The organism is Flagellimonas flava, from assembly GCF_900129665.1.
Taxonomy (GTDB): Bacteria; Bacteroidota; Bacteroidia; order Flavobacteriales; family Flavobacteriaceae; genus Flagellimonas; species Flagellimonas flava.
The window spans coordinates 350,265-363,599 of record NZ_FQWL01000001.1 but is presented as its reverse complement, the minus strand read 5'-3'; the positions used below and the strand labels follow the sequence as shown (position 1 = coordinate 363,599).

The 13,335-nt window shown below is 42.4% G+C and carries 9 protein-coding genes; 2 read left to right on the top strand and 7 right to left on the bottom strand.

Annotated features, from left to right (window positions below; translation table 11 throughout):
- The first annotated feature begins 18 nt into the window (after positions 1–18).
- Together BUC10_RS01640 and BUC10_RS01635 are read left to right on the top strand one after the other, a co-directional pair.
- Positions 19–1,644, top strand: a complete 1,626-nt coding sequence (locus tag BUC10_RS01640; RefSeq protein WP_073176164.1) for a sulfatase family protein — start codon at positions 19–21, stop codon at positions 1,642–1,644.
- Positions 1,641–2,474 (top strand): endonuclease/exonuclease/phosphatase family protein, encoded by an 834-nt coding sequence (locus BUC10_RS01635; protein WP_073176163.1) that lies wholly within the window; start codon positions 1,641–1,643, stop codon positions 2,472–2,474. Before BUC10_RS01640 ends, BUC10_RS01635 begins: the two co-directional genes overlap by 4 nt.
- Before the next feature lie 27 nt (positions 2,475–2,501).
- Here the strand turns inward: BUC10_RS01635 and BUC10_RS01630 are convergent, their stop codons facing one another.
- The 7 genes from BUC10_RS01630 to BUC10_RS01600 all read right to left on the bottom strand — a co-directional run bounded on the left by BUC10_RS01630 (position 2,502) and on the right by BUC10_RS01600 (position 13,301).
- The gene (locus BUC10_RS01630; protein WP_073176162.1) at positions 2,502–3,386 is read right to left on the bottom strand and encodes a glycoside hydrolase family 17 protein; all 885 of its coding nucleotides are present in this window, start codon (positions 3,384–3,386) and stop codon (positions 2,502–2,504) included.
- 63 nt (positions 3,387–3,449) lie between these two features.
- A complete protein-coding gene (locus BUC10_RS01625; RefSeq protein WP_073176161.1) occupies positions 3,450–4,859 on the bottom strand; it encodes an MFS transporter in 1,410 nt (469 codons plus the stop codon).
- Positions 4,860–4,922: 63 nt separating this feature from the next.
- Positions 4,923–5,558, bottom strand: coding sequence for a hypothetical protein (locus BUC10_RS01620; protein WP_131819029.1), 636 nt, complete (start codon positions 5,556–5,558; stop codon positions 4,923–4,925).
- 33 nt (positions 5,559–5,591) lie between these two features.
- On the bottom strand, positions 5,592–7,022 hold the full coding sequence (locus BUC10_RS01615) for an MFS transporter (protein WP_073176159.1): 1,431 nt from the start codon (positions 7,020–7,022) through the stop codon (positions 5,592–5,594).
- Positions 7,023–7,051: 29 nt separating this feature from the next.
- Positions 7,052–8,515: a glycoside hydrolase family 30 protein gene (locus tag BUC10_RS01610; protein ID WP_073177061.1), complete on the bottom strand. Its 1,464-nt coding sequence runs from the start codon at positions 8,513–8,515 to the stop codon at positions 7,052–7,054.
- A 68-nt stretch (positions 8,516–8,583) separates the two neighbouring features.
- Positions 8,584–9,876, bottom strand: coding sequence for a glycosyl hydrolase family 17 protein (locus tag BUC10_RS01605; RefSeq protein WP_073176158.1), 1,293 nt, complete (start codon positions 9,874–9,876; stop codon positions 8,584–8,586).
- A 17-nt stretch (positions 9,877–9,893) separates the two neighbouring features.
- Entirely contained in the window at positions 9,894–13,301 is a 3,408-nt protein-coding gene (locus BUC10_RS01600; RefSeq protein ID WP_116465745.1) for a hypothetical protein, read from the bottom strand.
- Positions 13,302–13,335: the final 34 nt, after the last annotated feature.

The following is a 13,335-nucleotide window of genomic DNA, read 5'->3' as shown; positions in this document are numbered from 1 at the left end:
CTTTAATAATTTGGTTTCATGGGATATAGAATCTTAGTTGCAGGTTTGATGTTATTTTTGGGGTGTAAGCAAAAGGACTCCGCCCAACATACTGACAATAGCGCGCCAAACATCATTTTTATCATGGCGGATGACCATGCATTTCAGGCCATTAGTGCCTACGGTCACGAGCTGTCCCAACTAGCGCCCACACCTAATATTGATCGTCTGGCCAAGAATGGTGCCCTTTTTCAAAACAGTTTTTGTACTAATGCAATCTGCGGTCCCAGCAGGGCAGTGATTCTTACAGGAAAACACAGCCATGCAAATGGGTTTAGAATGAACGGTGAAAAGTTTAATTCAAATCAGGCTACACTACCAAAATACCTTCAAAAGCTTGGATATGAAACGGCCATTGTAGGCAAATGGCATTTGCACGGCGAGCCCAAAGGTTTTGACCACTGGGAAATCTTAAATGATCAGGGTAATTATTACAACCCTGAATTCATTCAGGGGAAGGATACCACCATTATGGAAGGATACGCCACTGATATCATAACGGAAAAAAGTTTGGACTGGTTAAAAGCTCGAACCAATACCAAAAACCCCTTCTTTTTGATGGTGCACCATAAAGCTCCCCATAGGAATTGGATGCCGGCCTTACGCCATGCAAATAGATACGATTCCATTCGCTTTCCGCTACCGGAAACCTATTTCCATTCCTATGAAAATCAAGAGGCAGCGAAACAACAACAACAAACCATTTATAGGGATATGTATGAGGGACATGATCTTAAAATGACCAGAGAATGGGGTAATCCGGAGCTTGCCCATAATCCCTGGACCATTGATTTTGACCGTATGACCCCTGAGCAACGAAAAGCTTGGGACAATGCATATGAAAACAAGAACAATGCTTTTCATGAGGCCCGACTTTCTGGTGAGGAATTAGCACGATGGAAGGGTCAGCGCTATTTGCAGGACTATTTGGCCACTGTAGCAGGGGTGGATGAAGGGGTTGGTAAACTGTTAGACTATTTGGAAGAACATAACTTACACCACAACACCTTGGTGGTCTATACCTCGGATCAAGGCTTTTACCTGGGAGAAAAAGGCTGGTTTGACAAACGATTTATGTATGAGGAGTCGCTCCGAATGCCATTGCTCATGCAGCTGCCTGGAGTAATCGAACCCAATTCAACCGTAGATGCTTTAGTGCAGAACCTGGACTTCGCTCCAACATTTCTTGATTTGGCGGGAGGAAAGCAATTTAGTTCGGAAATGCAGGGAAAATCCTTTAAAAACTTGCTTAACGGTAGTGAAGACGGTTTTAAGGATGCCATTTACTACCATTATTACGATTACCCAGCTTTCCATATGGTCAAAAAACAATATGGAGTACGTACCAAACGATACAAGCTCATTCATTTCTACGATGATATTGATACCTGGGAATTTTACGATTTGGAAAAAGACCCCCAAGAACTCTACAATGCCATCAATGATGATGAGTATACCGCAGAGGTAAAACTGATGCACAAAAAACTGGACAGTCTTCAACTGCATTACAAAGTGACGGAAAAAGAGTTTGAAAAAGCATCAAAAGAAGATATCTTGGAGGCCAACGAATCCTTTAAGCGATTAAGGGGAAATCCAATCCAATGAAAAAAGCCTTTTTATTACTCTCTTTGTTCACCGCCACCTTGGCCATTGGACAATCTTTGGGGGTCATGAGCTATAATATTCGGTATGACAATCCGCAGGATGGTGAGAATCGATGGGACAATAGAAAAGAACATTTAATATCCCAATTGAATTTTTATGCACCCGATGTTTTTGGCACACAAGAAGGCCTACTGCATCAATTGGGGGATTTGAAAAATGGTTTGAATGCCTATGGATACGTTGGTGTTGGGCGTGATGATGGCAAGGAAAAGGGAGAGTTTACTGCCATTTTTTATCATCAAGAAACGGTGGAACTGTTAAAAGACAACACTTTTTGGCTATCCCTTACTCCTGATAAGCCTAGCAAAGCCTGGGATGCGGCCTTACCTAGAATCTGTACCTATTCCCTATTTAAAATGAAAGAAAGCGGGCGGCAATTTTATGTCTTTAATACCCATTTTGATCATATTGGGGAACAGGCAAGATTGGAAAGCTCCCTTTTGATCTTATCGAAGATCAAGCAACTAAATACCGGTGGATTGCCTGTGATCCTGATGGGAGATTTCAATATGGACCCTAACAGTACAGGGTACTCATCAATAACAAAAGAAATGAAAGACTGCCATATTGAAGTGGGTGCAAAAGCCTATGGCCCCGGAGGAACCTTCAATGGCTTTGATATCACAAAACCTACCGACCGTAGAATCGATTATATATTTGTCTCTGATGGATTTAAGCCCCTAAAAAGTGCCATCTTCAGCACCGTGTTCAATGGTTTATACCCTTCAGACCATTTTCCTGTGTATACGGAACTTGATTTCGAGAAGTAGCGGCCTTAAAAAAGTAGTTAAACGAGCTTAAAATTTTAATTTCTCGTCCTTGTCCCAAAGTCCCCAATACGCTCCAACATCCCCTTCATCCCCCACTTTCCAGCTTTCATCAAACGAAGAGAAATAGAATATTTCGATATCTTCTTCTTCAGACCACTTTTGGGTATTCATAAAATACTTCATGAAATTCACAAAGGATGGGAACGCGCCTTCCAGATTTGTTCCTTGACTTGGCCAGCCCGTTTCAGAAATGATTACTTTTTTCCCGTTTCCGGCTCGCTCCGCCTGTCGGAACATATCCTTCATATAAAGTAGGGAATAATCCAAGTCACAACCTTCCCAAAATGGATAACAATTGGCCAAAATTACATCGCAGGCCTCTGTAATTCGAGGACGTTCCCTGAACTCGTAATAGGCATCCACATAGCCCACAGTGGTCTCCGGAATGGCTTCCTTTACCCTGTGGATAAAACTAAGTAATTCATCTTCGGTGAGATCGCCCCGGTACATGACCTCGTTTCCAACCGCGGCTATATCTACGTAACCTCCTTTGGCCAATTCGATCAAACCTGCAACCTCCCTTTCATTAATTTCCGGGTTATCCCCCAGCCATGCACCCACCATGGTCTTTATCCCGTATTCTTTAGCTATTCTAGGTATGGCCTCATTCCCATCCGTACATGAAAAGGATCGAATCCATTTGGTATAGGGCTTAATAATTTTCATGCGTTTATGGATCTGTTCCTCCGAAATCTGATCTCCAGGTTGCTGCCCTTCAGTATAGGGACTAAAACAAAGGCCGTGCATTCCGTCATCTAGAACTTTCCTGCACAATAGTTTGAGCTCTTTTTCACTCTTCCCTGCGTAATCCAGCGAGGCCAGATTTAAAAATCGTTCTGCTTTATATGACATAGTTGTTCTTCAATTGTTATACTTAATTCTATTCGTTGTTCTCCCCTACTTCATATTAAGAGGCTAATTTTTTCTTTTTTCCAATTCCATCCTTATGGCATTTGCGCGTTCTTCTGTAACGTTATAATTGCGCATAATGAGCATTGCTCCCAAGGTTCCCAACATGGGAAAAAAGCAAAAGAAGGCATGAAGTCCATCCACTGCAACTTGCTGTTCCGTGGTAGGTAGATCAGGATTAAACCCAACAACGGCTATAATGACCCCGCCCAATCCCCCGGCAATGGCAAAGCCAACTTTGACCATCCACCAGTAAATGGCTCCAAAAATTCCTTCCCGTCGTTTCCCCGAATTCACTTCATCAATATCAATCACATCCGCGGTCATGGACATCATAATGGTAAACAAACTGCCGATTCCAAATGAAAACAGTGGCAGAGCAATAATATACATCCAAGGCTTACCCGGGACAAAAAGAAAATACAACATGATATATCCCACAACCGAGATGGACTGAGATACCATAAATGCACTTTTCTTACCTATTTTTTTCGACATCCATGTCACAACCGGAATCACAATGAAGGTCGTGCCTAAAGCACCCAAACATCCAAACAAGGCCACCCATATACCTGTTGCACCGGCGTCCCCATTGAACAATTTATATACGATTACGAAATAGGTGAGCGTGGCAACCGTATTGAATGCATTAAAAATTAAAAATGTTGCTCCGCATAGCTTTCTAAACTCACTTATTTTGAAAGCTTCTTTAAAACTGTAGACAATTTTCTTTAGGCTACTCCCAATACTCGATACACTCAAGGGCTCATAGTCTTCGTTCAGGGTGGATTTGCTTTTGATAAAAATTGCAGGTACCGCGGCACACAGTGCACATGGAATTGCCACCCAAACTGCTAATTCCCGAACGGCTACATCTGAAGATGGGAACCAATCCTTGTCATCCATAATGACCCAAAACCAGGGTGCAATGACCCACGCCCACTGACCTATCCATTGTGCTACGGCCATGATATTGGTACGCTCGTGAAAATCATCGCTCATTTCATAGCCCATGGCCACATAGGGTACGCTAAAAAGGGTCAGTCCCAAATAGAATATCGTGGACCAAAGAAAGAAATACCAAAAATTGTACTGTAACGAATTCTCAGCATATAACTGCCACATAAAAATAAAGGCAACGCCCATTAAAATCCCTCCGGCCAGCACATATTGTCTGCGTCTTCCATATTTGGATTTGGTATTATCGGAGATATAACCCATAATTGGGTCGGTAATGGCATCAAAAATTCTTGGAAAAAAATATAACAGGGACCACAACCATCCATTAAATCCCAAGGATTGCACCAATACCACCATAAAAATGGCAAGAATGGCAGGGAACATTTGGTTCGCGAACATACCAATACCAAAGGCCACCTTTTGGCCAAAGGGCACACTGTGGGTAGTTGTATGCATTATATTTTAGTTGATATAGCCATTGAACTTGTTTCCGGATTAATACTTATCGCGCCTATTCGTTTAAAAGACTCCCCGGCAGTTTTTCTTCGTATAAATTACAAGACGTTCCACTTCTTTGGCTCCTGTTGGCATTTCCGCCAACTGTAAACCAGGATAGTCATCCGCTTCTTTCCAATTGGCAATGGTAGTACTAAAAAAGGCAGACGCTTCGGTATCAGCTTCATAAATGATCAAGTCATAAGCTTCACCCTTATCCCCTCCAAAACGGGTAACCACCTGCCATTCACCATCGCGCTTGTAAGAAGTATTTGTGTGATCGGACTGTGGATAATACCGATCATCGGTAGGTCTAATAATCACCCAGATGTCTTTTGAATGCCCTTCGGGGTAAACACCCATAGTCAAAATTCTACAGTCCACGGAATCCTTTTCAATAGGGGAAACTACCTTAACAGCATCCACTGTTCCGCTAATCTTTAATTTATTACCAATGGAAACCTGTTCCATTTGGGTATTGTAATTCACAAGATCTGATGAGTAACTGCCAAAAATGATCATTAAAACACCAATGATCCCAAAGGCCAATACCAGTTTACTACTGAGAAATCCCTCACCTGAATTTCCCTTTCTATTGCCCAACAAAGCAAGGAAAACAAGGAAAATTCCAACTACTACGATTATTATTTTTGTTGACATTATATTATATTTTTCGATTTACCTCTTTACACATTATAACACTCCTCGACGCTCTTCCAACTGCGCTTTAATATCCTTTGCCCTTTCTTCGGACAAGCTATATTTCCACATGACCCAAATGGCCAAAGCCGCCGTAACTACCGGAATTACAATATCGGCAATTCTTAATTTGGTAAGTGTATCTACAGTTTGGGTTGCGGCATTACCGTCAAAACCTATTACCTTCAATACTAAACCTCCCAGAACTAGGGCCAAACCTTGCCCGAGTTTAACAACCCACCAGTACAAGGCTCCAAAAGTTCCCTCTTTCCTTGGCATTCCGTTTAGAAGCTCATCCAAATCGCAGACATCTGCCGTCATACTCATCATGAGGGTAAACAAGCTGCCCAAACCAAATGACATCAAGGGTATTGGAATAAAGGAAAGCCAAATATTTTCTGGAGTAAATGCCCACCATTTCAGGAGATACCCAACGATGGACAGTGCCGTAGAGATAATAAAAGCTTTCTTTTTACCCCATTTTGTAGCCATGGCTGAAACGATGGGAATGACCAAAAAGGCCGATACCAATGCCCCAATTGAGCTAAACCAGGCCGGCCATGTTGAAGTGGCCTCATAACTTCCGTTGAAAATGTAAAAAACAAAAATGAAGAAACTAAAAGATGCAACAATTTGATATCCATTAAAAACCAAAAACGTTGCTCCACACAATTTCATAAATGGCTTGTTCTTCACTGCCTCTTTAATGCTGACGAACAAGTCTTTCAAATTACTAAATATAGAGGTGAAGGTTAACTTTTTTCTGTTGCCCATATGGGAGGCATCTATTCCCCTACAAAATATGGCTGGTAAAAGTCCGAGCAGCAAACAAGCCACTCCAACATAGATTGCCATCGTCCTAACCCCTTCCGCTTGATTGCTAAAAATATCGGGATCGGCAATAATCACCCAAAACCAAGGAACGATCACCCAAGCCAACAGTCCCACTGTTTGTGAGAATGCCATCAAACGTGTCCGCTCGTTGTAATCCGAGGTCATTTCATAACCCAAACCAACTAGAGGGGTGGCGAACATGGTATTTCCAACAAGAAAAACCATTGACATGATCAAAAAGTACCAAAAATTATAGTCGGAGGAATTACCTTCATCCAATTGCCAGAGCAAGACAAAGGTAACAGCACTTAAAATTCCTCCCACAAAAATGTATGGTCTTCTTCTGCCCCATTTAGAGCTGGTGTTGTCCGAAACAAACCCCATTATAGGGTCGGTAATAGCGTCGAAAAAACGTGGCAATCCACCTAGAAGTCCCGCTAAAAAAGGATCCATCCCAAAAGCGGTTAACAAGAAGAACATAAAGAACCCCAAGGCTCCAGGGTAAAGGTTCAAAACCAAGTGCCCAGCCCCAAAAGCGGCTTTCTGTCCCAAGGGGACCCTATCTGTTTTGCTGGTTTTTACGTTTGACATAATTTCAGTTTTAGTTAGTATTAGTTGGTTTAGGCTTCGGGTGTTCCACCAGGAATTATAATGGTTTGCAAGGCCTTTCCACTTATGTTGATTTGTATTGATTCGTCATCCAATGAAAGGGTAAACGATTTAGGTACCTCTTCTTGATTTAGCACTACCACCGCAAATGTTCCATCAGGGTTTTTGGCTGCTGTCACCAACAAACCATCCGCATTCATTTCATGACCTATACGCTGGGCACCCGGCCGAATAAATTTGCTGAAATGGGCCATGGTATGGTACAAAGGCGTAAAATATACCTCATCTGCTTCAGGGTCCACCAATACTGGGGCTACACACCAGTTTTTGAACCAGTTGGGACCGCCTTGACGGTCGAGCACCATGTTCCAATCAATCCAGCCATCCACCCAATTGTTTAGACAGCCAATGATGTCCCTTGCATATCGATAAACTGGAACATATTTGGGGTGCATATGCTTTTGATCTTCCGGAGCCCAATCCCAACCCCAGTCGGTTGCTTCTTTGGACCAGTACCAGGCATCGTCTTTCCACTCTGGTACTTGGGCATCCACACAAGCTTCAGATTGAATCAGATGTTTATGAGGTGCTTTTTCGTGCGCATATTGCAGTGCCTCAGGGAAGACTTCGAAGGTGCTGGCATACCAGTGAATGGCGGTACCGCTAAAGTACTTTGAGCTGGCTTCATCCTTATACATTTCATCAACCCACTCATTTAAATGCTCTCGGTTTTGATCATAGCCCAAAATCTTAACATGGCCTTTACCGTCTGCCCCCAGTTTTGGACCTAGGTGGTTTTGTACAAAGGCTGTCATTTCATCTGGAGTATAATGCATGCTTTCCCAGTTGCTATCATTGCCCAAGGGTTCATTCTCCACGGTAAAGCCCCAAATATCAATCCCTTCAGACTTATAGGCATCCACGTATTTTGAGAAAAAAAGCGCCCAAGTATCATAGTATTCTGGCAGTAGCTTACCTCCTCGCCAATCTTTATTGTCCTTCATCCAGGGCGGAGCGGTCCATGGGGAAGCTAAAATCTTAAATCCATCCTCGGATACGGCAATGGCGTCCTTGATCATAGGAATGATGTCATCCCGGTCTTCTTCAATAGAGAAATGCTCCAAATTCGTATCGCTCTCAACAGGTGCATAGGAATAGTTACTCACTGAGAAATCGCACGAATTCATATGGGTACGAGTTAATGAATATTTGGCACCTTCTTTCCCAAAATAAGCTTCAATGACCTTTTGGCGATTCTCCTTGCTCAATTGGTTTAGCAGATAGGCAGAAGCTTCAGTAAAAGAGCCACCAAAACCTGTTATAGTTTGAAATTTTTTATCTGGTAAAAGACGTATCTCCGGCTCAATTTGACCGTTAATGTCCAAAGTGGTAATTGGGCTCAGTTTGTTTCCGGCAGCAGAGGTTTCATACACTTCCACATTCAACCGGTTTTCTTTGCAAGCTCCTATTACCATGGTTAGAATTAATACATATTTGAGTTTGGACAACATCCTTTTTCGTTTTCATTAAAACCGTCAGTTCCCTAATGAGGGACCACTTGTTCCCTTTTTAGTGGTGGCACCAAAACCTCTGCCATTAAAGCTTCCTTATTTCCGCTATATGATTTGGTAATGGGGTTGCCGTTTCTCGAAAGTCCGTCGAAAACACCCTTGTCCACCAAGTCCCATAATGCATATTTTGCCCTCCCATCTAGAGTAAACAACCCAAAATGATTTTCTGAGCCGTTCTTGTTATGTGAATCCTTCCATTTCTCGTTGAAGGCTTCAAAATAGAAACAAGAAATTCCTTCTGCATTCGTCCATTCCCGTAGATGCTTGTGATATAGGGCTTCTTTGTATTCATCAGTGGCCTTAGAACCCTTTGCGCCATATTGTCCATTGGAAACTGTGGCCCAGCCTGTCTCCCCAATATGAATGGGCTTGTCCACGCCCAAACTTTTCATATGGTCAGATACGGCCCTATATTGGTTCATCGCAAAATCCTTTGCACGTAACATGGCCGCGTCTATTTTTTCAATGTCCGAAAGCTGTTCTTCATTATCTGGAACACCCCAAAACTCAGGATTGTAATGGGTGTTATGATACGCATAGGTATGCATGGAAATATAGTCCACAGCTTTGATCAAGTTAGCCAGATCTTCCGTATGATAGCTAGGGTCTCCCCCACCCCATGAGGCGAAATCGTCTGAACTGGTAATCCAGAGGTCTTTGGAAAGCTTGCCATCCTGCTTTAGCTGCTGCAGATGATTCACCCATTTTAGGATTACACTGGGTTGCACATAGTAGCTAGTTGCCCATCGAACCATGGCCTCGTTACCTACCGCAATGACTTTAATAATGTCAGGATATTGATTTGCCAAAGCCACCGCTCTTTCAATCTCGGCTTCATTTTGTTCGCTTTCCACATTATGATCGGGCTCTTGATCGGTCCATGCGTTCTTACAATCGATCCAGGCCCCAAGCATCACATACATTTCAAAATCTCCATTTTCCTGCTTCAACTCCCGGATAGCGGTCATTAAGTTGGAAGCTTGTTGTAACTGCACATTATAGGTTCTTACAATCTTGATGCCCATGGCGGACAATAATCTCATATCCTCCTTAAGTTCATCGATTGTTGGTTGTATATCGCGTGTAACCTCTCTATATCCGCCGTAGGATATGGCCAAGTAGTCCGGATTACCTAAGATATCTTTAGCTGTCACTTCGTTTTGTATTTGGGATTCTTTTTCTTCAGTTACTTTTTTATTTTCCTTGCAGGAATAGCTCAAAACCAGAGCCACAATTGCAAAGCATATTGATATTAGTGGTCTCATAATACAATTTTATACTTTCATCTTAATCTATTTTCCGTTAGGTTAACACTAATTTGAGCGATATCACCAGTTCTTAGGAACAATTTTTGGCTGTACGGGGCATCTAAGAACAGTTTCTCATGAACGGATTGATTTCCATCCTTATTCATGATGACTATACTTTCTGCCGCAGCCAACTTGTACACTACAGGTACCTGACAATAGGTAAAGCATAATGAGCCTTCATCCAACAGCAACTGTTTTTCCTTTCCAAACACATCTATGTACTGGACGGTTTTGGATTCTTGTAGGAATTCACTTTTTCGAAGCATGCAAGGGTTAAACCCGAGTTTGCCGTCTTGCATAACAATACCTAGTTCTCCAAACCTACTTAGTATATCCTCCTTTACCTGACCGGTCATTCCCGGTTGTTGAGCTCCTTTACCTGCCGGGGTGTGCGAATAGGGATCTGTTGGGAAGGCGCCATACAGTTCTGGGGATTTATGTACCCCAATTCCTTCATTGATTTCATAGTAATGCTCCAATAATCTTCCAATAATCTCCTCGCTGGACCCGGCGTCCACAGCGCTAAAAACACATTCGCTCACAGCTAGTTGCAACTTGGAAACCATATGCCAATAAATTGAGCCAAGTCCTTCGTAACCATAAAAAGTTCCCGACCTTCCGGTGAAAGCTTTGTGATTAAAGACCTCCTCAAAGACATTTAGCGCCAAATCCTTATCGCGCTCTACAAGTTTTTGGTATTTGGTATTGGAAATGGCATCCAAAGCGGATTCCAAGTCTGCCGCGTTTTTGAAGTCTCCATTGAAATGGAAAATACCATTCCCATCCTTTTCAACAATCTGAGTATTTCCTTCTTCAACTAGCGCGGTGAGCAAGGCAGATTGCTTTACGGCATCCCCAGGGATTGTGTTTTTTCTCATGAATGGAGCCAAATCCTTGTTGGGGTAAAGTAAATAACTGTATTGATCAGGTCTAAAAAGCTTGCTGCTCTTCAATGCGTCCAGTACCTTTAAGGTTTCTTCAGGAGAAAGATATCCCGAGCTTAAAACTGCTACCTGGCCCTCCAACATTTCACTTAAATGAGCGATGGATATGGCATTTCCATCTTCTGGCGACATTAAATTGTATGCGTGATACATGCCATCGCTTCGCTTGTTCGCTCGCGTAGAATGCTCCAAATACTCCAGTCCAACTTCAATTAGTTCCTGTATGTGTTTTAGGGAGAGCTCTTTCTTTTTTCCAGTAAAAGTTTGACCATAGATTCCCATTCTATAATCACTTCCTGCCTTACCGAGCCCTGCAACAATTTTAAAGCGGTCTTGGTCGCTGACCGCCCCGGATAGTGTTTGCCTGTGACTTATTAGGGTGTTCAAAACACCTTCAAAGAAACTATGCATCTCCACTGAAATCTTGATATTTTCTTGCGGGGAATTGGACAGGGTCTTTTGAAAAAACGTCAAGAACCTTCTAAGGTAATAGAGCGTTACCATGGATACCCCGTTGCCCACCAATGCATTATTGGCATCGTTCCATTCTGGTCTTTGAGTATTCATCCAAATACCTCCCTCTGGAACAAGATTGGATAATTTGGAAAGCGTTGTTGCCAATATCTTTTCTAAGAAATTTACCCGATGTATGCTTCCAGTCTGATCTACAAGCAGGGCGCCGTCCGCTCCAATATTTTCCCTTTGTTCCCGAATATTCTTATCAGAATCGTGATCAAAATCAATGGTGTCTTTCGGGTTCTTTAGTATTTCGGTAAACTCCTTGATCCTGTATGGCACATTGGCATATACGAATAGGTCCTGATCAAAATAAGCTCTCAATTTGCCTGGATAATGGTCTTCTGCAAACTCTAAGAATTTGAGCAAGTAAATGATTTGATGATCACCCCAATATCCGATATAGGACCATGGGTCATCCGGTTCAATGATTTCCCAGTCAAATCCATCTTTGGTCACCCTATAGGGATTGTAGCCATCAAAAGTAGTGGCGTTCAAAAACTTATGGATCATACTTTCAATAAACTCTGGATATGAATGGGCCAAAGCCTCCCAATTTTGGAAAATATCCCTCCAATTTCCTTCGTAATCCAAAATCTTTGAGCCGTCCTCATTACGCATATTGATGGAAAAACGGTTCCATGGTCTACTGGGGTCTCCATGTCGTCTGCTGAACTTGAGCGGCATATATTCCAAACAAAGTCGAACCAAATCGTTGTCCTTTCCTTGGTCTGACACTTTTTTAAGGTCTGAAAGTTGGAAAGTCTCCGGAAGTGATGCCAGAAGAGTTTTTGCATTTACAAAAACCTTTTTATTCGCATTTTTAAGATAGTTGGTGAAATCCCATTTTTCAATAGTATAAGCATTATCGAAGATTCCTCCTCGCATAATGTTGAACAGAGTGTTCGAGAAATGCCGAGTATCACGTAGTACATCCGTGGTGTATTGAAGACCATCAGAAGCAGCTGTGAGGGATATCAAAGATTGGGTCCCTAGCTCAATGTCTTTTTCCACCTCATTCTTTAAGGCCTCCGCATTCTTAAGCTTTTTGGAAATGTTTATGATGGATGAGTGGTTTTGACTTACATTTAGTACCATCATCCATTCTTTCTCCGTTTGAGGGGCCAACAAAAGCTGGGTATGAAGTAGATATGCTCCTTTTTCTGCCTTTAGATCGGTCTCTTCCTGGACCGAATCGCCTTTTCGAAACTTTTTTAGCTGAAGTGATGAGAGCAGATGGGTAGGATGTTCCAATCCCAAGGACCAAGCAATATTGGCCTTTAGGGCCTCACTGGGTTCCGCTTTGTCCACTATTATTGCGCTAAGGGCATAAATACCAAGCCCAGAATCTTTGATAAGTTCACTTCTCTTATAGGCATCCACAAGATTACTTTGCCGGTTCTGCAAATCGCTCCCAACGCCATACGGCAGTACATTTTGCACACCATCAAGCATGGAAATTTTAACCTCTTCCTCTCCCGTGTTGGCCAAGGTCGATTTTCGTATAAAGCCATACGTGTCGCTTGAATTCCATTCATACCGAAACGTCAATTCCAGATCGTGATTGATCTCCTCAAAAAGGATTTTGTTTCCGTAAACACTTTTATATAGATTCCTTGAAACGCGATATAGACCTTCGTATCGTTCGGAAAAAGGTTCCCACAACTTCGATTTCCCTTTGGCATCGACCCAGAAGATCGTTTTGCTACCGGTTATTTCCGTTGACTCCGTAATCTTGTCATCAGAATAATAGGGAAAAATGGAAAATTCGGAGTTTTTGCGCCCCGCGGTAAGTCCACCATTACTGGAAATAAACATCCAGTGATCAGAGTCGCTTACGATACTCATAAAAAATGGCCGTAGTTCATCGCTATTGGAAATCTTGAAATAATTCTCCCTTCCTATTTGAACCTGTTCCATATTTCTATTGTTATGCTTTTTTTGTCTTTCTGTC

Coding starts and splice junctions, on each gene's coding strand:
- BUC10_RS01640 (WP_073176164.1), top strand. CDS start 19: ATGGGATATAGAATCTTAGTTGCAGGTTTGATGTTATTTTTGGGGTGT.
- BUC10_RS01635 (WP_073176163.1), top strand. CDS start 1,641: ATGAAAAAAGCCTTTTTATTACTCTCTTTGTTCACCGCCACCTTGGCC.
- BUC10_RS01630 (WP_073176162.1), bottom strand. CDS start 3,386: ATGTCATATAAAGCAGAACGATTTTTAAATCTGGCCTCGCTGGATTAC.
- BUC10_RS01625 (WP_073176161.1), bottom strand. CDS start 4,859: ATGCATACAACTACCCACAGTGTGCCCTTTGGCCAAAAGGTGGCCTTT.
- BUC10_RS01620 (WP_131819029.1), bottom strand. CDS start 5,558: ATGTCAACAAAAATAATAATCGTAGTAGTTGGAATTTTCCTTGTTTTC.
- BUC10_RS01615 (WP_073176159.1), bottom strand. CDS start 7,022: ATGTCAAACGTAAAAACCAGCAAAACAGATAGGGTCCCCTTGGGACAG.
- BUC10_RS01610 (WP_073177061.1), bottom strand. CDS start 8,515: ATGGTAATAGGAGCTTGCAAAGAAAACCGGTTGAATGTGGAAGTGTAT.
- BUC10_RS01605 (WP_073176158.1), bottom strand. CDS start 9,876: ATGAGACCACTAATATCAATATGCTTTGCAATTGTGGCTCTGGTTTTG.
- BUC10_RS01600 (WP_116465745.1), bottom strand. CDS start 13,301: ATGGAACAGGTTCAAATAGGAAGGGAGAATTATTTCAAGATTTCCAAT.